This is a genomic window from Anaerococcus tetradius, assembly GCF_947087635.1.
GTDB lineage: Bacteria > Bacillota > Clostridia > Tissierellales > Peptoniphilaceae > Anaerococcus > Anaerococcus tetradius.
In genome coordinates this window covers 12,506-31,014 of record NZ_CAMUDP010000017.1, presented here as the reverse complement: position 1 = coordinate 31,014, position 18,509 = coordinate 12,506, and the positions used below count along the sequence as shown (strand labels likewise).

At 36.0% G+C, this 18,509-nt stretch carries 21 protein-coding genes; 17 read left to right on the top strand and 4 right to left on the bottom strand.

Annotated elements, in window-relative coordinates:
- Positions 1 to 37: 37 nt before the first annotated feature.
- A complete protein-coding gene (locus tag P6936_RS06550) occupies positions 38 to 568 on the bottom strand; it encodes a PTS sugar transporter subunit IIA (RefSeq protein ID WP_004837377.1) in 531 nt (176 codons plus the stop codon).
- A 151-nt stretch (positions 569 to 719) separates the two neighbouring features.
- On the opposite strand from P6936_RS06550, the gene hcp reads away from it, so the two are divergent.
- The 7 genes from hcp (at position 720) to P6936_RS06515 (ending at position 7,394) form a co-directional block, all read left to right on the top strand.
- Positions 720 to 2,336: a hydroxylamine reductase gene (gene hcp, locus P6936_RS06545; RefSeq protein ID WP_276881177.1), complete on the top strand. Its 1,617-nt coding sequence runs from the start codon at positions 720 to 722 to the stop codon at positions 2,334 to 2,336.
- 134 nt (positions 2,337 to 2,470) lie between these two features.
- Complete coding sequence (locus P6936_RS06540) at positions 2,471 to 3,220, top strand: acyl-CoA dehydratase activase (protein ID WP_276881175.1); 750 nt, start codon at positions 2,471 to 2,473, stop codon at positions 3,218 to 3,220.
- On the top strand, positions 3,217 to 3,954 hold the full coding sequence (locus tag P6936_RS06535; RefSeq protein WP_276881173.1) for a hypothetical protein: 738 nt from the start codon (positions 3,217 to 3,219) through the stop codon (positions 3,952 to 3,954). Before P6936_RS06540 ends, P6936_RS06535 begins: the two co-directional genes overlap by 4 nt.
- Before the next feature lies 1 nt (position 3,955).
- A complete protein-coding gene (locus tag P6936_RS06530; RefSeq protein WP_004837381.1) occupies positions 3,956 to 5,230 on the top strand; it encodes a double-cubane-cluster-containing anaerobic reductase in 1,275 nt (424 codons plus the stop codon).
- Complete coding sequence (locus P6936_RS06525; protein WP_004837382.1) at positions 5,230 to 5,484, top strand: DUF3343 domain-containing protein; 255 nt, start codon at positions 5,230 to 5,232, stop codon at positions 5,482 to 5,484. The genes P6936_RS06530 and P6936_RS06525 overlap by 1 nt, the downstream gene beginning before the upstream one ends.
- Before the next feature lie 108 nt (positions 5,485 to 5,592).
- Complete coding sequence (locus P6936_RS06520; protein WP_276881169.1) at positions 5,593 to 6,771, top strand: M20 metallopeptidase family protein; 1,179 nt, start codon at positions 5,593 to 5,595, stop codon at positions 6,769 to 6,771.
- An 89-nt stretch (positions 6,772 to 6,860) separates the two neighbouring features.
- Positions 6,861 to 7,394, top strand: a complete 534-nt coding sequence (locus P6936_RS06515; protein WP_276881168.1) for a DUF4367 domain-containing protein — start codon at positions 6,861 to 6,863, stop codon at positions 7,392 to 7,394.
- A gap of 68 nt (positions 7,395 to 7,462) precedes the next feature.
- On the opposite strand, the gene P6936_RS06510 is transcribed toward P6936_RS06515, so the two are convergent.
- The gene (locus tag P6936_RS06510; protein ID WP_004837385.1) at positions 7,463 to 8,002 is read right to left on the bottom strand and encodes an ImmA/IrrE family metallo-endopeptidase; all 540 of its coding nucleotides are present in this window, start codon (positions 8,000 to 8,002) and stop codon (positions 7,463 to 7,465) included.
- Positions 8,002 to 8,391 carry a helix-turn-helix domain-containing protein gene (locus P6936_RS06505; RefSeq protein ID WP_060929778.1) on the bottom strand — a complete coding sequence of 130 codons (390 nt, stop codon included), beginning with the start codon at positions 8,389 to 8,391 and terminating at the stop codon, positions 8,002 to 8,004. Before P6936_RS06505 ends, P6936_RS06510 begins: the two co-directional genes overlap by 1 nt.
- A 135-nt stretch (positions 8,392 to 8,526) precedes the next feature.
- Between P6936_RS06505 and P6936_RS06500 the strand changes: the two genes are divergently transcribed.
- The 6 genes from P6936_RS06500 to P6936_RS06475 all read left to right on the top strand — a co-directional run bounded on the left by P6936_RS06500 (position 8,527) and on the right by P6936_RS06475 (position 14,626).
- Positions 8,527 to 9,768 carry a DNA polymerase Y family protein gene (locus P6936_RS06500; RefSeq protein ID WP_276881167.1) on the top strand — a complete coding sequence of 414 codons (1,242 nt, stop codon included), beginning with the start codon at positions 8,527 to 8,529 and terminating at the stop codon, positions 9,766 to 9,768.
- A gap of 94 nt (positions 9,769 to 9,862) precedes the next feature.
- Positions 9,863 to 10,240 (top strand): GntR family transcriptional regulator, encoded by a 378-nt coding sequence (locus P6936_RS06495; RefSeq protein WP_276881166.1) that lies wholly within the window; start codon positions 9,863 to 9,865, stop codon positions 10,238 to 10,240.
- Positions 10,233 to 11,315: a DUF1648 domain-containing protein gene (locus P6936_RS06490; protein ID WP_276881165.1), complete on the top strand. Its 1,083-nt coding sequence runs from the start codon at positions 10,233 to 10,235 to the stop codon at positions 11,313 to 11,315. Before P6936_RS06495 ends, P6936_RS06490 begins: the two co-directional genes overlap by 8 nt.
- 22 nt (positions 11,316 to 11,337) lie before the next feature.
- A complete protein-coding gene (locus P6936_RS06485) occupies positions 11,338 to 12,228 on the top strand; it encodes an ABC transporter ATP-binding protein (RefSeq protein ID WP_276881164.1) in 891 nt (296 codons plus the stop codon).
- Positions 12,221 to 13,399 (top strand): ABC transporter permease, encoded by a 1,179-nt coding sequence (locus P6936_RS06480; protein ID WP_276881163.1) that lies wholly within the window; start codon positions 12,221 to 12,223, stop codon positions 13,397 to 13,399. Before P6936_RS06485 ends, P6936_RS06480 begins: the two co-directional genes overlap by 8 nt.
- A 72-nt stretch (positions 13,400 to 13,471) precedes the next feature.
- On the top strand, positions 13,472 to 14,626 hold the full coding sequence (locus P6936_RS06475) for an NAD(P)-dependent malic enzyme (RefSeq protein WP_004837392.1): 1,155 nt from the start codon (positions 13,472 to 13,474) through the stop codon (positions 14,624 to 14,626).
- A 90-nt stretch (positions 14,627 to 14,716) separates the two neighbouring features.
- On the opposite strand, the gene P6936_RS06470 is transcribed toward P6936_RS06475, so the two are convergent.
- Positions 14,717 to 15,067 carry a winged helix-turn-helix domain-containing protein gene (locus tag P6936_RS06470; RefSeq protein WP_060929784.1) on the bottom strand — a complete coding sequence of 117 codons (351 nt, stop codon included), beginning with the start codon at positions 15,065 to 15,067 and terminating at the stop codon, positions 14,717 to 14,719.
- Positions 15,068 to 15,216: 149 nt separating this feature from the next.
- Here P6936_RS06470 and P6936_RS06465 point away from each other — a divergent pair, with 149 nt between their 5' ends.
- Genes P6936_RS06465 through P6936_RS06450 form a run of 4 tightly spaced genes read left to right on the top strand, consistent with a single transcriptional unit; the run spans position 15,217 to position 18,509 of the window.
- Positions 15,217 to 16,038: a Cof-type HAD-IIB family hydrolase gene (locus P6936_RS06465; RefSeq protein WP_276881162.1), complete on the top strand. Its 822-nt coding sequence runs from the start codon at positions 15,217 to 15,219 to the stop codon at positions 16,036 to 16,038.
- Positions 16,031 to 16,822 carry an MBL fold metallo-hydrolase gene (locus P6936_RS06460; RefSeq protein WP_276881161.1) on the top strand — a complete coding sequence of 264 codons (792 nt, stop codon included), beginning with the start codon at positions 16,031 to 16,033 and terminating at the stop codon, positions 16,820 to 16,822. The genes P6936_RS06465 and P6936_RS06460 overlap by 8 nt, the downstream gene beginning before the upstream one ends.
- A complete protein-coding gene (locus tag P6936_RS06455) occupies positions 16,822 to 17,631 on the top strand; it encodes a tRNA 2-thiocytidine biosynthesis TtcA family protein (RefSeq protein WP_276881160.1) in 810 nt (269 codons plus the stop codon). The genes P6936_RS06460 and P6936_RS06455 overlap by 1 nt, the downstream gene beginning before the upstream one ends.
- On the top strand, positions 17,628 to 18,509 hold the full coding sequence (locus tag P6936_RS06450) for an undecaprenyl-diphosphate phosphatase (RefSeq protein ID WP_004837397.1): 882 nt from the start codon (positions 17,628 to 17,630) through the stop codon (positions 18,507 to 18,509). The genes P6936_RS06455 and P6936_RS06450 overlap by 4 nt, the downstream gene beginning before the upstream one ends.

Sequence of the window (18,509 nt, the reverse complement as noted above, 5' to 3'; positions counted from 1 at the left end):
AGAAATACCAGGCCTATATCAAACCTGGTATTAGTAATTAAGCTTCTATCTTTAGAAGGTCTTCGCCATGAACTATTTGACCTAGTTTAAGACAAGTGATTGTCTTATCATCAGTATTTGTAATAATGATTGGTGATTGGATTTCTTTGCCAGCTTCTTTTATAGCATCAATGTCGAATTCTATTAGAAGGTCACCACATTGAACTTGGCTATTGCTAGCTACTTTGATTTCGAAAGGTTTGCCTTCAAGCTCTACTGTATCTAGACCTATGTGAATTAATAGCTCCGTACCGTTAACACTAGTGATACCAATAGCGTGGCCAGTTTCTGCAAGCATTGAGATTTTGCCAGCAACTGGAGCATAGACCTTACCCTCACTTGGGATAGTGATAACGCCCTTGCCTACAATCTCTTGGGAAAAAACAGGATCGACACATTCTTTAATATCCTTAACCTCTCCTGTAATTGGTGCAAGGATAATTTCATCTTCTTTGACTTCCTTTTGGATATGTTCATCTTTTTTTTCTTCGCCAGAAAAAACTCCCTTTAGTTTATCTAAAAATGACATAATTCCTCCTTATCTTACTATCATTGCTCTTTATTATTAATATACTAATTTTTTTGAAAAAATCATTATCGTAACATATGTTACAGAAATAGGACTAGCCTTTAGCTTATAATAGATACAGTTAAGGAAATAAGAAATAAAGGAGAAATGTATGTTTTGTTATCAATGTCAAGAAACTTTTAAGAATCAAGGATGTAAAATACAAGGAGTTTGCGGTAAGAATGAAGATACTGCAAATATGCAAGACTTGCTTGTTTATGTAACAAAGGGACTTGCTGAAGTGATAAATAAAAGGGGCGAAGTTGAAGAAAAATATTACGATAGACTATCAAACAATCTTTTCGTAACCATTACCAATGCAAACTTCGATACGAAAGCTATACTTAATCTAGTTAAAGAAACTTTGGCTATGAAAGATGAGCTTCTAAAAGATGTAGAAAGTGATAAGCTTTCAGAATTTGCTAGATATAGGTCAGACGATAGCGATGAGCTTAGGAGAAAGGCTATCGAAGTTGGTGTTTTAAATATAATGAATGAGGATGAAAGGTCTCTTACAGAGCTTGTAATCTACGGACTAAAGGGAATGGCAGCCTACAACCACCACGCCAATGTCCTAGGCTTTAGAGATGAAAAAGTTGACAAATTTCTAGCCTATGCCCTAGAAGAAACTACTAAAGCTTGCACAGATATTACTAAGCTAATAGACCTTGTAATGGAGACTGGAAGCCACGGAGTTATGGCTATGGCCCTACTTGATAAGGCTAATACAGAAACTTTCGGCAATCCAGAAATCACAGAAGTAGATTATTCAGCAGGTAAGAAGCCAGGAATTTTAATCTCAGGCCACGACCTAAACGACATGAAGATGCTCCTTGAGCAAGCAAAGGATAGCGGAGTTGATATCTACACCCACTCAGAAATGCTTCCAGCAAATTACTATCCAGAATTTAAAAAATATGATAATTTCCATGGCAATTATGGTAATAGTTGGTGGAGCCAAAATGAGGAGTTTGAAAAATTCAACGGTCCAATCCTTATGACTACTAATTGTATAGTTCCTATGAAGAAAAATAACACCTACAAGGAAAGGATGTTTACAACAGGAAACGCAGGCTATCCAGGCTGTAAGCATATAGAAATAGATGAAAATGGCAAGAAGGATTTCTCAGAGATAATTGAGCTAGCTAAAAAATGTAAGGCTCCAACAAACTTAGAAGATATCAAAGTTGTCGGAGGCTTTGCCCACAAGCAAGTAATAGATCTTGCCGATAAGGTAATTGATGAGATTAAGAAGGGCAATATCAAGAAATTTGTAGTAATGGCAGGCTGTGACGGAAGACACAAAGAAAGGTCTTACTATACTGACTTTGCCAAGGCCCTTCCTAAAGATTATGTAATCCTTACAGCAGGCTGTGCGAAATATAGATACAATAAGCTTGGCCTAGGAGATATAAATGGGATACCAAGAGTGCTAGATGCTGGTCAATGTAATGACTCATTCTCACTTGTCCAAATAGCCCTTGCCCTAAAGGATGCTTTTGGCTTAGATGATATAAATGATCTTCCAATCGAATACAACATAGCTTGGTATGAGCAAAAGGCTGTAATAGTTCTACTCGCCCTCCTAAGCCTTGGTGTAAAAAATATCCACCTAGGACCAACTCTTCCTGCCTTTCTTTCACCAACAGTCGTAAATTTCTTGGTGGAAAATTTCAATATTTCAGGAAACACTAGTGTGGAAAAAGATTTAGAGGAAATGACAAGATAAAAAATAAATAAGAAGAAGTGACCTATCCCCAAAATTCAGTTTTTTGGGGATTTTATTTAAAATTTTATAAAAAATTTTCGAATTATTTTGAAAAAGTTTTCATTTATGATATCATGTTAGATAGAGAGGGTAATATGTATTATATTGGTATCGATATTGGATCGACAGCAAGCAAATTTGTTGTCATAAATAATGAAAAAAATGAAATACTTTATAAAGAAGTCATAAGTAGCGGATGGAATAGCAAGGAAACTGGAAGATTGATAATTAACAAGTTAGAAAGCCTTGGCTATAGTAGAAAGGAAAGCCACATAACAGCCACAGGTTATGGAAGAATTGCAGTCGACTTTGCCGATAAGGTGATTACAGAAATTACCGCCCATGGCAAGGGAGCACATTTTTTAGGTTCAAAAGATAAGACAGTCATAGATATTGGAGGACAGGATACTAAGGTAATAGTCCAAAATGAAGATAGGGTTGTTGATTTTTTGATGAATGATAAGTGCTCAGCTGGAACGGGTAAATTTTTGGAGGTTATGGCAAATAGACTTGGTCTTGACCTTGATGAATTTTTCCAAATGGCTAAAAATGGCAAAGATATTGAGCTTTCATCAACTTGCACTGTTTTTGCAGAATCTGAAGTAGTTTCTTTGATGGGCAAGGGAACAAAAAGAGAGGATATAGCAAGTGGGGTTATCAATTCTATAGTTTCAAAAGTTTCAAAACTTGCTCAAAAAAAGTCCAATACCGAAGGTTATTTTCTAACTGGTGGTTTTTCAAATAATACCTACATAATGAAATCTCTAGAAGAAAAACTAGCTAGTAAGCTTTATAGCCATCCAGATGGAAGATTTGCTGGGGCAATCGGAGCAGCTATCTTATGAAAAAAGGCCTAGAAGAATTTAGACGAGAGGCTTATGTCGATGCAATTTATGCAAAGATGGAAAAAGATAATGTTGTCGGAGTTTTTAGCGATACTTGTGAGGCTCTTCTAATTTCCTATGGTTTTGTTGCCTATCCAATCATCGGCTTAGATGCCCATATTTTTGACTATTGTAAAGTAGATGATTTTTGTGACCCAATAAATTCTACTATTGCCTATCTTAAAACTCAAAAATGTCCTCTTATATATTCATCACGATTTTTTGTTGTTGATAGTTTCTGTGAGAAATTCAATACTTGTTTGAAGAAATCCACTGACAAAGATCTAGTATATGAAAACGATTTAAGAGCTTATCTTGAAAATATTAAGGATATATCTTTCGATGAAAAAATCTATAAGGAAAGTCAAGATAAACTTGGTAAAATCAAAATTCTTCTAAGGGATCTAGAAAAAAGTGATATAGATGGAAGTTTGCTTTATAAATTAGGATTCTACATAAGATTTATCAAAGATTTAGATGAAAGAATCTCTTTTCTAAAATACATAAGGTCCAAATACCAAAGGAAAAATATTAAAAGAAAAATTATACAAGCGACTTGTCCTTTTGAAGTTACTGATCTAATCGATGAAAATATTGACAAAGCTTATAAAATTGTAAAGTCCAAAAGTCCTGACTTTACTTTTGATAAATGCATATATAAGGCGGATAAAATCTTAACTTACAAGGAGAAATAATATGGATAAGAATCATGAAATGTGGAACGGATTGAGTATGGACCTTGATAAGCACGATTTGTTGTGCGAAGCTTTGCCACAAGCCTTTGGAGATGTTTTTTTATCACAAGAAGACAGACCAGAAAAGATGGATTATTTTAATGCAGTTACAGCAGATATCCACGGAATAAGACCTGCAGAATTGATTGAAGCTCAAAAGAATGGTCAAAAAGTTATTGGAAGTTTTTGTATCCATGTTCCAGAAGAAGTTGTTTGGGCAGCAAATGGAATTTCTACAGGACTCTGTTCAGGTTCACAATTTTGGGTTCCAGGTGGGGAGAAGAAATTGCCAACAGCGACTTGTCCTTTGATCAAGGCATCACTGGGAGCAAGATTTGATAGAACTTGTCCATTTTTTAGGATAGCAGACCTCTTTGTTGGAGAAACAACTTGCGATGGGAAGAAAAAAGCTTGGGAAATCTTGGCAGAAGATGCACCAATGTATATAATGGATATCCCACAAATGAAGAGGAAGGAAGATTTCGAAAAATGGGAGAAGGAAATTAACTTATACATAGATAGACTTGAAGATTTAACTGGAAATAAAGTAACAGCAGAAAACTTGCACGATGCAATTGTAATGATTAATAACAAAAGACGTGCCATGCAAAGACTTTACGACTTTAGAAAGCTCGATAATGTTCCAATCTCAGGAAGAGATACCCTTCTAATAACTCAAATCTCATTTTTTGATGACCCAGTAAGATTTACTCAAAAAGTTAATGAACTTTGCGATGAACTTGACCAAAGGGTTAAGGAAAATGTATCAGTATTTAAAAAGGGAACAAAAAGAATTCTTCTTACAGGAACTCCACTTTCAATACCAAACTGGAAATTACACCAAATAATCGAAACAAATGGTGGAGCAGTTGTAGGAGAAGAATTGTGTACGGGTATTAGATATATAGAAAACCCAGTAGATGAAACCAAGGGAGATTTGGATACAGAAGTTAAAAATCTTGCCAAAAGATATCTAGGAAGCATAAACTGCGCTTGCTTTACACCAAATACATCAAGAATTGACGATATAATTAGACTCTATCACGAATACAATGCTGACGGAGTAATAGATATCAACCTTAAATTCTGTAACATCTATGACACAGAAGGATATTTCGTAGAAAAAAGACTACAAGAAGAAAACATCCCTTGCATAGGAATAGAAACTGACTATACAGACGAAGATGCAGAACAATTAAAAACAAGAATAGGTGCATTTATAGAAATGCTTGATTAATGAAATATTTTATTTTAGTAGAAAATGCGGCTATAGCCACAAGTTTATTAGAAATATTAAGAAAAGAGAAGATAAAAGCAACCCTTGCCCCAACACCAAGACAGGCGAGCCATGCCTGTGGCGTATCGGTCTATGTATATAAAAAAGAAGATATAGAAAAAATCGAGCCTTTGGCAAAGAAAAATCAAATAAAAATAGATGAAATTTATAAATCAGACCTAGACTTTGATAGTAAAAGAAATAAATTTCTATAAAAGAGGCTAATGGGAAAAGATAAACAAATTTTCCCATTAGCTTTTATTTGTAGGTTTTTTTCTTAAAAGTATATTCTTAGTAGAGAAGTAAAAGGAGGATATCTATAAATGAGTTTTAGCTTATCAGATGATATATTAGAAAAAATTATAGAGATTAGACATGATATCCATATGAATCCAGAAGTTTCCGGCAAGGAAGTAAGGACTACAGGGATAATAAGAAAATATCTAGAAAAACTTGATAATATAGAAATAATAGACTTTCCTATCGAAACAGGCCTTATAGCAAGGCTAAATACAGGAAAAAAGGGCACTGTTGTTGGTATTAGGGCGGATATTGATGCCCTCCCACAAAAGGAAGAGACAGATGTTTCCTATAAGTCAAAAATAGAAAATGTAATGCACGCCTGTGGCCACGATTACCACACTTCAGTTCTCCTTGCCATAGCAACAGTCTTATCCCAACATAGAGACGAGCTTTATGGGGATGTAGTTTTCATTTTCCAAAGATCCGAAGAAATCACTAGGGGAGCCAAGGAATATATAGACAAGGGACTTTTCAAAAAAGTGAAAATTGATAGGGTAATAGGTCTTCACAATTGGCCAGAAGTAGACTTCGGCAAGGCTATCATCAAGAAGGGTTCCTTGATGAGCTCGAAGGTTAATTTTAAAATCGACATCTTTGGCAAGGGACAACATGGTTCTATGCCTCATCTAAATATCGACCCAATAGTCTGTGCCTCAAATATAGTAATGGCCCTCCAGACTATAATCTCAAGAAACACAAATCCTTTCGACAATGCAGTTTTGTCTGTAAATTCTATAAGTGGAGGCTCAGAAGACAACCTAGTTGTAGATAAGACCCACCTATCAGCAACAATTAGATCCCTATCAGAAGCAAATCTCGAAAAATCTATAAAAAGGATGGAGGCTATAGTAGAAAATATAGCGACAGCCTATGAATGTAAATACAAAATCACCTATACAGAAAAAATTCCATCTGTATATAATGGTGAAGAAATGTATGAAAAAGTTCTAAAATCTGCAGAAAAAATCTTAGGCAAAGAAAATATAATCACAGAAGGCCACACCATGGCAAGTGAGGACTTCGCCTTTTATATGAAAGAAGTTCCAGGATTTTTCTACTGGTTTGGAAGCGGAGAAGAAGGCCATGCCAAAGAGGCCCTTCATAGCAAAAATTTCTACTGCTCAGATAAGGCTATAAGACCTGCCGTAGAAGTTATGGCAGCTTCTGTCCTAGACCTCCAAAAAGATGACTCTATTTAAACTGAAAACCTGTTAAAGCGTTGAAATCACTTGTTTTAAGCTCGGAAATTTAGTATAATTAAAACCGAATTCATATAAAGGAGAAGGGAATGAATATTAAAAAAATTTTTGCAAGTGCTATGACTCTAAGCCTAGCTTTTGGTCTTATGGCTTGTTCAAATGATGCTAATAAGAAAGAAGACGTTAAAGAAGAAACAAAACAAGAAGAAAAAGCTGATAATAAAGATAGCAAGGAAGATAAGAAAGAAGACGCAAATAAGAAAGACGCTTCAGCTAAGAAGTTCGATAGCCCAATTTACGATGTAAAATACAATTATCTTCCAGAAAATTTTGGAGAAAACTTTAGAGATGAGAAAAAAGATCTTTTGACAATTGAGTTTGGCGAAAAAAACAACCCTGCCAAAAAGATTACAGTTCAACTTTCTGATAATGCTGAAAGATTCAAAGGACTCTTCAAAATGCCAGAAGATGCAAAAGATGTGAAGGTTGGCGACAAAGATGGTAAATTCTGGGATGATGGCTCTTTCAGATACCTAGTTGTAGAAAGAGAAGGCTACTCAATCTTTGCTAGATCTTCCCTAGATAAAGATGAAACAATAAAAGTTGTTTCAGAAGCTAAATAAGCTAAGAATAAATCAAAAAAGACCCTGTGGGGTCTTTTTTTCTATGGAAAAAGGATTCTTTACAATCCCTAGTAATTATATGTCCTATCTTCTATATCCCTAAAGAAGGTAGACTTGGATGGGGCTTCCTTTCTTATGGGCATACCCATCCTGTGCATTTCATTTAGCTTAAATATCATGAGATTGACATTTACATCATACATACTCGCCAGCTGGTTGTAGGTGTAGCCTTCCTTGACATCTTCGATTAGACTTTTTTCGTCAAGAAGGAGGTGGGCTGCAAAGATATTGGCCTCAAGTTCCATTTCTGAATTTATATCGAAAAGCTCATATTCTATAAGCTCATTAGAGGCAGCATCTTCATGGAAAATATGATGGCCTAGTTCGTGGGCAAAGACCATATTTTGGATTCTTTCATCGACAAAGGGATTGTAGAAGACAAAGCTTACTCCCTTTATTATTTTATACATACCCAAAAGATGGGTGTTGGTCTTGAAGGCTATGAGGTGGACGCCTCTTCTTTCTAGGATATCCCTAGGATCTCTTGACTTGTATTTTTCTATAAGCTCCCTAGCTTTTTTGTAGATATTATCGTAGGATACTCCCATTATTTACCTTTCTTCTCATTTTCCATCTTTGCTATATAATAGGCCTCTGATATGGCATCTAGGATTGCTCTCTTGTCATTTTCAGGGAGTTGCCCACCAGCCATAAGGCCTATTACCCCATTGATCATATCTTGGGCATCCTTTGCTCCATTTTCGCCAAAGTTTTCTCTAGCCTTTAGGATAAACTCATCCTCATCTGTTACAAGATAATCGTGAGTTGTATCTAGGTGCTCTGCCAGAAGGTCGTAGGTCTTCCTGTACCTTGGCTTTGATTCCCCAAGCTCATACCTTGATATGGTCTTGGTGGAAACCTTACATAGTTTGGCTAGGTCTTCTTGGGTTAGTTTCTTTAGTTCTCTTAATTCTTTTACTTTGTTAGCGAATGCCATATAAACTCCTTTGCTAATATAAAGACTTTTAATTTATAAAATCGTTGACAAAAGACACTCAAGGTCTTATAATATTCATAAGTCATTTATTGTCTTAATTATATATTAAAAGTCTTTAAAATTCAAGGAGAAATTATGAAAAGAGTTATACTACATTCAGATATGAACGCTTGTTATGCATCAATAGAGCAAAAATTAAATCCTAAACTCAAAAATATCCCCATGGCAGTAGCAGGAAATCCTAAAAATAGGAACGGAATAATCCTTGCCAAAAGCCAAGAAGCAAAAGAGGCGGGGGTAAAGACCGGAGAGGCAATCTGGCAGGCCTTGGGCAAGTGTCCTAATCTTACCCTAGTCCCTCCCCAATATGACCAGTATCTCAAACATTCTAAGCTTGCTAGGAAAATTTATTATGATTATACTAATCAAGTAGAACCCTTTGGCCTCGATGAGTGCTTCTTGGATGTAACAGGCTCAACCCATCTTTTTGGAAGTGGGGAAGAGATAGCCAATGAAATTCGCCAAAGAATGAAGGAGGAGCTGGGAATAACAGTCAGTGTCGGGGTAAGCTTCTGTAAAATTTTTGCAAAACTTGGCTCAGATATGAAAAAGCCTGATGCGGTTACTATCATAAGAGAAGATAATTTTAGAAAAAAAGTCTGGCCTTTTCCTGTTGGAGAGATGGTTGGCATCGGAAGGGCTACTGAAAGAAAACTCAATAGGATAGGGATTTTCACCCTAGGCGAGCTTGCCAAGGCAGACCTTGACCTGATAAGAAACTTGCTTGGCGTAAATGGTCTTTATCTTTGGGAGTATGCTAACGGTCTAGACATTCGTCCAGTCCATGACAGGGACCACCAAGAGCCAATTAAGACTATAGGAAACTCATCTACCTGTAGGAAGGACCTTTTGACTAACAGGGAAGTCTTTAATGTCCTTCAAGAGCTTGCTTTTTCTGTATCAAGGAGACTAAGAGAAGCAAGACTTGAAGCTTGTGGGGTAGAAATTTTTGTAAGAAATAATGAACTTCAATCCTACAATTACCAAAGCCCAATCAAGCTTGCCAGCCAATCATCCATAGTCCTTGCCAGAAGTGGTTTTGATTTATTTAAGGAAAAGTATAAATGGGATTTTCCTGTTAGGGCTGTGGGTATTAGGGCAATCAAGCTTAGAAAGGAAGGTGGAGGAAGTCAGATAGATGTCTTTTGTGATTATAAAAAACAAGAAAAAGAAGAAAACTGCGATAAGGCCATCTATAAGATCAGAAAAAAATATGGGAGAGAGGCTATAAGCTTTCTTGGCCTTACTAGGGATATAAAACTTCCCAAAGAAATGAACGAAATAATAACCCTACCAATGAACCATTACAATTTTTAATGGCTAAAGGCTTGCATTATTTGTGAGCTTTTTTATTTACTCTTTACAAATTGCTAGAGCGTTATATAATAACTATAACAAGAAAGGAGGGCTCATGTTTTTAGAAATTGATTTTGGGTCAGATATGCCTATATATGAGCAAATCAGACGAGCTATTATAAAGGCATTGGCTAAAAATGAATTAGATTTTGGGCAAGCTCTTCCATCAGTAAGGCAGTTAGCAGGAGATATTGGAGTTAATCTTCATACTGTAAATAAGGCCTACAAGATGCTAGAAGAAGATGGAATTATTGTTATGGATAGGCGTTTTGGTTCTAGAATTGTCGATAAGGCTTATGATATGACAGGAAGTCAAAAGGAAAAAATCGTAGAAGAACTTGAGTTTATAACCGCTCTTTCCAAGGTTAAAAATTTGAAGAAAGATGATTTGGATGAGCTTATAAGAAATATTTGGGAGGAAAATTATGAGTGAAGCTAATAGGATGGCCATATTTTATGGGTTTATAATAATTATAATAAGTCTAATTCAAGCCTTTGTAACTTCATATTCAAAAAGGGGCTACATCCTCGGAGTAAGGTTTGCTGAAGGGGTTGAAAGGGATGAAAAAGTTAGAAAGATAGTAAAAGATTATAAGATTTTGACTATCCTTATAGGATTTTCTTTGGCTATTTTTGTAATAATTTTAAGCTACCTTGTGGGAAATTTAGTCTTATTAAATTCTGTCTATATTCTTTCAATTTTTCTAAGCTACATTCCCCTAGTCCTTGCCAATAAGAAGCTAAAGGCCCTTGCTAAAAATCAAAAACTAGATAAGAGGAAATTTGTAAGCCTTGATTATTCTAAGGCAAAAATATTTAACAAGAAGGAATTTTTCGGGCTTTATCTAGGTCTTCTCCTTATAGTAATAATTTTCGCCATAAAAATCCACCTGGATTATGAAAACTATCCAGCTAAGCTAATAATGCATATGAATAGCCGAGGAGAGATAGATAGAATGCCTGATAAGTCTTACTTATCTGTCCAGTCCCCAACTATTGTAAGTTTTTTAATGCTTGCTGTGATGTTTCTTTCTAATCTTTCCCAACTTCTATCAAAGATGAGGATAAGTCCTGATATGCCTGAAGAATCCTTGGATAGGATCTTGGAAACGAGAAGGATTTGGACCTATTATTTTGCTACAAGTTCGATCTTACTTATAGTTCTTTTTCAGGTTGGAATTTCTTCCTTTATGAGGACGGGAGATGACTTAATTGTCAAGGTCTTGGGCATAATTACTGTAGGATTTTCTGTTGGTGGAAGTCTTCTTATAGGAAAGTTTAGGTCAGTTGATGGGTCGGCTTTAAACGAAACTGGCAAGTATGGTTATGAGGAAGAGGACGATAAGTGGATCTTGGGTGGACTTATTTACTACAATCCAGACGATCCAGCCATATTTGTTGAAAAAAGAGTAGGCGTTGGAAGTACAATGAATTTTGCCAACACTTGGGTTAAGCTCTTATTCGTCCTTGTTTTGCTTTTTCCTTTTGTCCTAGGCTTTGTTTTATGATATTTGAATGATAGGAGATATTATGTTAGAGATTAAAAATGTATCCAAGTCCTTTGCTAAGGTCAAGGCCCTGGATGATGTAAGCTTTGTAGTCGAGAAGGGAGACCTTTTTGGTCTTATTGGTCAAAATGGAGCAGGTAAATCTACACTTTTTAGGTGTATAATGGACTTTTTCGATTCATTCGAGGGAGAAATCCTCTATGGAGGAGTTCCTATGAGGAAAATCCCCCTAGAAAAAATTGGCTTTCTTCCGGAAGAAAGGTCGCTTTCACCTAAAAAGACTATCGAAGAAGAAATCAGATACTTTGCAAGGCTAAATTTGATGAAAAACTTAGATGCTAAGACCCTCCAATATTATTTCGATAAATTTGAGATAAAGGGCAGGCTAAAGGATAAAATCAAGGACTTATCCAAGGGTAACCAACAAAAGGTTCAACTTTTGGCAAGCCTTATCTATAAACCTGAATTTCTAATCTTGGATGAGCCATTTTCAGGCCTTGATCCTTATAATATTAGCCTTTTGCAAGATATAATCAAAGAGGTAAATGAGGCTGGAACTACCATAATTTTCTCATCTCACAATATGGAAAATATAGAAGATATGTGTAACAAGCTAGTAATGCTAAGGGATGGAAAAATTGTCCTAAATGGGTCTCCTAAAGAAATAAGAAATTCTTATCCGAAAGATAAAATTCTTATAGAATGTGAGGGAGAAATTGCTGATATCCTCGATGATTTTCCTCTTAGCTACAAAAAAGAAGATAAAACTTACAAGCTAAGGTTACAAAATCCAGAGGATGGAAGAAAAATCTATCAGAGATTAAGCCAAAGATTCGATTATATACCAGTTTTTGCCCAAACTCCTCCAAGTTTGAATGAGATATTTACAAGAAAGGTGGAAGAAGATGTCTAGATTTTGGACAGTTGCCCTAGATTCGTGGAAAAAACAAATGAAGTCCATAAGCTTTTGGATTATGGTTCTCTTGCCTATCATAATGATGGGAGTAAGTGGAGCTATAGCCTACTTTTCCCAAGACACTAATGTCAAGGACACCTATGTAGTTTGTGATCAAAAGATAGGAAAATATTTTGAAAGTATGCCTGGCTATAAAATCTCAGATAAGGCTAAGGCAGAAAAGGCCTTGGAAGATAAAAAAATAGGAAGTTTTGCAGAAATTAAAGAAGAAAATGGATCTCTTCTAGCAGATTTTCATACAAAAAATATTAACTCTCAAGCTATCCTCGCCTTTAATGGAGCCTTGAAGGAAGTACAAAATGCTTTAAACATTGAAAATTCAGGTTTGAGCTCTGATAAGCTAGAGATTTTACAAAGAAAGTCCACTTTTAAGCTTGTAGAAGAAGGCTCTGAGTCTGAGATAATGTACTTTGCTTATTTTGCCCTAGTTTTTTATATGTATATGATGTTAATAATGTATTCTAACATCATAGTTGTAGAAATTGCTACAGAAAAAGGCTCTAAGATGATAGAATTTATCTTCTCATCTATTAGGGCTGGCAAGTATTTTGCAGGAAAAATTTTCGGCAATTTCCTAGCTATACTAACCCACACCGCTCTTTATGGCTTTGTTGGAATTATAGCCTACTTTTTAGCTAAAGCTTACGGAATCCAAGAAAAATTTAACATCAACATAAAATCCTACCTAGGCGAGATAAATATTTTAATGCTAGTAGAAATCGGGATTTTGGTCATCCTAAGCCTCCTTATTTTTATGATAGTAGCTGCCATGCTTGGCTCTCTTGCTCAAAAGCAAGAAGATGCAGGAAAGGTCGCAAGTCCTATGATGATTGTGATAATTTTTGCCTTTGCCTTAGCCATGACCTTCATGAATAAGGATGAGAATATCCTAATCAAAGTCCTATCCTACCTACCTTTCCTTTCAGTTTTCTTCATGCCTTTGAGGATGATAAAGGCAAGTGTTGGGCTTGGGGCTGGTCTTATCGCTATAATAATTATGATTGTTGCAATATTTGTAGTCTACAAACTTGCTAGTAGGGTTTATAAGAAAAATATATTAAATTACACTTCTTCATCTTTTATGAAAAAGTTATTTAGAAGAGCCTAGATGGGCTTTTCTTTTTTGTTTCATAAAATCGTTTTCTATGTTAAAATTATCTTATAAAGAAGGGGGCAATATATGAACGTATATGAAAAAGCTTTAGAAAAACATAAACAGTGGCAAGGAAAAGTCGCAACCTTAGTTAAGGCAAAAGTAGCAAATGCAGAAGATTTGACCTATGCCTATACGCCTGGAGTTGCAGAGCCTTGCAGGGAAATTGCCAAAGATAAGAAAAAAGCCTACACCTACACATCCAAGGCTAATACAATAGCCGTAGTAAGTGATGGATCAGCTGTTTTGGGTCTTGGCAATATTGGTCCAGAAGCTGGCTTACCTGTCATGGAAGGAAAGGCAGTTCTCTTTAAGGAATTTGGAGATGTAAACGCAGTGCCAATAGTTTTGGATACCCAAGATGCAGACGAGATAATAAAAACCGTAAAAAATATAGCTCCAGGCTTTGGGGGTATTAATCTTGAAGATATTTCTTCACCTAGATGCGTCTATATAGAAGAAAGTCTAAAGAAAATCCTAGATATTCCAGTATTTCATGATGACCAGCATGGAACTGCTATTGTAAGCCTTGCAGCTTTGATAAATGCCCTAAAGATAGTTGGAAAGAAAAAAGAAGATGTTAAAGTCCTAATCTCAGGAGCGGGAGCTGCTGGATATTCTATAGCTAAACTTTTAAGAGATTATGGGATTAGTCATATCATAGTTTGTGATTCTAAGGGGACTATAAATAAAGATCATCTAGAAAGTAGTAATGATGTAAAAAGAAGACTTGCAGAATTTACTAATGAAGAAAACTTAAAGGCAAGCCTAAAGGAGGCCATGCGAGGAAGAGATGTATTTATAGGTGTATCTGCTCCAAATATTATAGACGGAAATGACATTAAGAACATGAATGTTGACCCAATAGTATTTGCCATGGCAAATCCAGTTCCAGAAATAGACTATGATGAAGCTAAAAAGGCAGGAGTTAAGATTTTTGCAACAGGTAGGAGCGATTATCCTAACCAAATTAACAACGTCTTAGCCTTTCCAGGCATATTTAAGGGGGCTTTGAGTGCCCACGCAAGGGCTATAACTGATCAGATGAAGCTTGCAGCAGCAATAGGCCTTGCTGAAATGATTCCAGATGATAAATTGAATGAAGAATATATAATCCCGAAAGCCTTCGAAAAAGGAGTGGCAGATAAAGTTGCTGATGCTGTTAGGGCTTATGTAAAATAAAAGTATTTTATAAAATGAAAAAGTATCCTACAAAAGCTTAGCTTGGCTAAAAATTGTAGGATACTTGTCTATTAGCTTAAAAAATCCTTCTTATTCTTCCAGGAAGGGAAAATATTTGTGGTATTGTTCGTCCAAATTTTTATTTATTTCATCATTAAAGTCCTTGTAGGCTCTCATAAGCCTAAGGCCTTCTTCTGTAACTATGCTTTTTCCTCCATCGGTGCCACCTCTTTGAGTTTTTACTATTCCATAACCCAATTCCTTTTCGCATCTTTTGATAATCTTGAGGGCTTTAGAATAGGATAGGCCCATGGTGTTAGCAGCATCCTTGGTTGAACCTTTTTCATTAATAAGAAGGAGAAGCTCATTGATTCCAGGGCCGTAGAAGTTTGTTTTCTCACTTCTTATAACTAATTTTAATTTTGCTTTATAATTTCCCAAGACATTTCCTTTCTATGATTTACTTTCTTTTTATCATTATATCACGTCCCTGGCTAAGTCTTCAAACGAATTGAAAATCAAAGCCCTTCTAGTATTATAATATAGTCCACAAAATTGTTTAAATCTAGAATTTTGCAAGAAGGAGACCTATGAATAAAGATATAAAAATGATAGTGTTTGATCTGGATGGGACACTACTTAATGATAAAAAAGAAATACTTGACCAAACAGTCGAGGTCATAGAAAAACTTAAAAAGAAGGGAATAAGGATTGTTTTAAATTCTGGCAGGACCTTTAATGGTATGTGGAAGATGCGCCAAAAGCTTAATCTTATGAGTTTTGACGATTACTCTATATGTGGGACTGGAGCCTTTGTTAGAAGAAATGCTGATGGCAAGGCCCTAATAGAAAACCCCCTAGCCAAGGCTGATTATGAGTTTTTAGAAGAGATGATAAGAGGATATGATCTCCAACTTAGTATTCACACTATGAATATCCTCTACCTCAATGATGAAGTTCCTAATGAAGCCTTTATAGTTGATCAAAAGCAAGTGTCTATGCCTTGGTTTAAGTTTGAAAAATTTGAGGATATAGAGGATAGCATATCAAGGATAGCCCTAAATGGGGATAAGGAAGTTCTTGATGATTTTTATGAAAAAAACAAGGCCAAACTCCAAAAAGATTATAAGATTATGAGAAATGAAATCCATCTTTTGGAGATATTAAATAAAAATGCTGGCAAATCTGAAAGCCTAAAGAAGCTTTGCCAAATCTTAAAGCTTGATAGGGAAAATATCATGTATTTTGGAGATGGTATGAATGATATCAAGAGTTTGGAATTCGCTGGATGTGGTGTGGCTATGGGATCAGGAAGACAAGAAGCTAAAAAAGCAGCTGATTATATAATCGGCTCTAATGAACAAGCATCCATAGCTAATTTCTTAAAGGAATATTTTAACCTAGATGTCTAGATTTGTAACCCTATCATCAGGATCATCTGGCAATGTCAGCTTTCTTGAATACAAGGGCTGTCGTATCTTGATTGATGCTGGATTTTCTGGAAAGAAAATAGAAAATCTCCTAGGCCAAATAGGAGAAAACCCAAAAGACCTCGATGGAATCTTCATAACTCATGAACATAATGACCACATCCAGGGGGCTGGAGTCCTATCGAGAAGATTTGATATACCAATATACGCCAACCAAGGAACTTGGAAGGGTTTGACACAAAAAATAAAGAAGCTAAAGGAAGAAAATATTAAAGTCTTTAAGACAAATGAATTTATAAACTTTAAGTCCATGGATATCCTCCCTGTAGCTATCCACCACGATGCTATGGAGCCAGTCGCCTATGTTATATATATTGGCAACAAGAAGCTTACTATTCTTTCTGATACAGGAATAGTTGATGAAAAAATCGCTTACGAGATAAAGGGATCGGATATCTACTATATGGAAGCTAATCACGATCTGGAAGCCCTAAAGATGGGACCATATCCCCACAATTTAAAGCTCAGGGTTATGGGGAATATGGGACACTTATCAAATGATCAAGCCGCAGAGGCCCTTGCTGATGCTCTTGTTGGAAAAAATGAGACGGTTTTTTTATCTCACCTTTCAGAAACCAACAATACCCCTGAGCTTTCAAGACTTACAGTTGACAATTACCTAAGAAGTCTTGGTTATGATACAAAAAAAGATATTGATTTGGAGGTTTGCAATAGATACGAGCCTTCAAAAATAGTGGAGTTATAATGGAATTATTAGAAATAGAAAAATCACTTATAAAAAAATATAGAAAAGAAATCTGGTCGCCCTTTATCAAAGCCATAAAGGAATTTTCATTGATAAATGAAGGAGATAAGGTAGCTGTCGCCATATCCGGTGGGAAGGATTCGCTAATCCTTTCCAAGCTCATTGAGGAGCTTCACAAACACTCAAAGGTCAAATTTGATGTGGCATATATTTCCATGGATCCTGGTTATGATAAGGAAAATAGAGAGCTTTTAGAAGAAAACATCAAATACCTAAATATAGATGCTACAATCTATGATTCAGAAGTTTTTGAAGTAGCAGAAACTATAACCAAGGGGGCCTATCCCTGCTATATGTGTGCGAGGATGCGTAGGGGATTTCTTTATAACAAGGCCAAGGAGCTAGGATGCAACAAACTAGCCCTAGGCCATCACATGAACGATGCTATCGAAACAACTATGATGAATGTCCTCTATGCAGGAAACTTTAAAACTATGAAGCCCAAACTAAGAGCCCAAAACTTCGAAGGAATGGAACTTATTAGACCCCTCTACTATCTTCATGAAGATGATATTAAAAGGTGGAGGGACTATGTAGGTCTAAAAGCCCTAAATTGTGCCTGCACCGTAACAAAGTCTAGTGAGTCCTATACTAGAAAGAAGATTAAAGAGCTAATAGCAGATTTGAAGAAAGATAATCCGGAAGTAGAAAAGTCCATCCTAAGGTCAGCAGAAAATGTTAACTGCGATATGGTTCTGGGCTATCAAATAAAAGGCGAGAAACACTCGTTCTTGGAGGAATTTGAATGATAGTAGATTTTTTTAAGGTCCTAATCCTCTCCCTAGTGGAAGGTGTGACAGAATTTTTGCCAGTGTCATCTACTGGCCATTTGATTTTGGTAAATCAATTTGTAAAAATGGAAGGGGAAACTTTTTCCAATGCCTTTAATGTAATTATCCAATTGGGAGCGATTCTTTCCGTAGTGGTAATTTATTTTAAAAGGCTTAACCCTTGGGATAGGGAAAAAACTTCCAAGTATTTTCCTAAAAATTACGACAAGCTAAATGGTCAATCCAGGGCCTATTACAGGTTAACTCACCCAGATAGAAAGACAATAGAGCTTTGGAAGAGGGTAATAGTTGGAGTTCTTCCTGCCATGGTCTTGGGCCTACTCTTTGATGATTTCATAGACGAGCACTTATTTAAACCAATGGTAGTAGCAGCTATGCTTCTTGTTTGGGGTCTTGTTATAATCTTTGTCGAGAAGAAAAACAAGAGGGAAAATAGGGTTAAGCATGATAACATAGCCATGGTTTCCTACAAGACTATCCTTGCCATAGGATTTTTTCAAACCCTTGCTATGATACCAGGAACTAGCAGGTCAGCTGCAACTATTATGGGGGCTATGATTTTGGGCCTATCAAGGTCAGCTGCGGCAGAATTCTCTTTCTTCCTAGCTATTCCTACCATGCTTGGAGCAACTCTCCTAAAGGTTGTAAAGAACTTCTCTGGCTTTACAGGCTATCAATGGGTCTTGATTCTTGTGGGAATGCTTTTAAGTTTCCTAGTAGCCTATTTTGTAATCAAGAAATTTATGGCCTACATTAGAAACAATGACTTCATCCCTTTTGGTATTTACAGGATTATTCTTTCAGTCCTAGTCCTTGTTTACTTTTTGATTTTTTGA

Excerpts from the sequence above, each read along its gene's own strand:
- P6936_RS06485 (WP_276881164.1), top strand. The coding sequence starts at position 11,338 with ATGTTAGAGATTAAAAATGTATCCAAGTCCTTTGCTAAGGTCAAGGCC.
- P6936_RS06510 (WP_004837385.1), bottom strand. The coding sequence starts at position 8,002 with ATGGGAGTATCCTACGATAATATCTACAAAAAAGCTAGGGAGCTTATA.
- P6936_RS06530 (WP_004837381.1), top strand. The coding sequence starts at position 3,956 with ATGGATAAGAATCATGAAATGTGGAACGGATTGAGTATGGACCTTGAT.
- P6936_RS06525 (WP_004837382.1), top strand. The coding sequence starts at position 5,230 with ATGAAATATTTTATTTTAGTAGAAAATGCGGCTATAGCCACAAGTTTA.
- P6936_RS06540 (WP_276881175.1), top strand. The coding sequence starts at position 2,471 with ATGTATTATATTGGTATCGATATTGGATCGACAGCAAGCAAATTTGTT.
- P6936_RS06495 (WP_276881166.1), top strand. The coding sequence starts at position 9,863 with ATGTTTTTAGAAATTGATTTTGGGTCAGATATGCCTATATATGAGCAA.
- P6936_RS06490 (WP_276881165.1), top strand. The coding sequence starts at position 10,233 with ATGAGTGAAGCTAATAGGATGGCCATATTTTATGGGTTTATAATAATT.
- P6936_RS06520 (WP_276881169.1), top strand. The coding sequence starts at position 5,593 with ATGAGTTTTAGCTTATCAGATGATATATTAGAAAAAATTATAGAGATT.
- P6936_RS06480 (WP_276881163.1), top strand. The coding sequence starts at position 12,221 with ATGTCTAGATTTTGGACAGTTGCCCTAGATTCGTGGAAAAAACAAATG.
- P6936_RS06455 (WP_276881160.1), top strand. The coding sequence starts at position 16,822 with ATGGAATTATTAGAAATAGAAAAATCACTTATAAAAAAATATAGAAAA.
- P6936_RS06465 (WP_276881162.1), top strand. The coding sequence starts at position 15,217 with ATGAATAAAGATATAAAAATGATAGTGTTTGATCTGGATGGGACACTA.
- P6936_RS06535 (WP_276881173.1), top strand. The coding sequence starts at position 3,217 with ATGAAAAAAGGCCTAGAAGAATTTAGACGAGAGGCTTATGTCGATGCA.
- P6936_RS06505 (WP_060929778.1), bottom strand. The coding sequence starts at position 8,391 with ATGGCATTCGCTAACAAAGTAAAAGAATTAAGAGAACTAAAGAAACTA.
- P6936_RS06450 (WP_004837397.1), top strand. The coding sequence starts at position 17,628 with ATGATAGTAGATTTTTTTAAGGTCCTAATCCTCTCCCTAGTGGAAGGT.
- P6936_RS06500 (WP_276881167.1), top strand. The coding sequence starts at position 8,527 with ATGAAAAGAGTTATACTACATTCAGATATGAACGCTTGTTATGCATCA.
- P6936_RS06515 (WP_276881168.1), top strand. The coding sequence starts at position 6,861 with ATGAATATTAAAAAAATTTTTGCAAGTGCTATGACTCTAAGCCTAGCT.
- hcp (WP_276881177.1), top strand. The coding sequence starts at position 720 with ATGTTTTGTTATCAATGTCAAGAAACTTTTAAGAATCAAGGATGTAAA.
- P6936_RS06460 (WP_276881161.1), top strand. The coding sequence starts at position 16,031 with ATGTCTAGATTTGTAACCCTATCATCAGGATCATCTGGCAATGTCAGC.
- P6936_RS06550 (WP_004837377.1), bottom strand. The coding sequence starts at position 568 with ATGTCATTTTTAGATAAACTAAAGGGAGTTTTTTCTGGCGAAGAAAAA.
- P6936_RS06475 (WP_004837392.1), top strand. The coding sequence starts at position 13,472 with ATGAACGTATATGAAAAAGCTTTAGAAAAACATAAACAGTGGCAAGGA.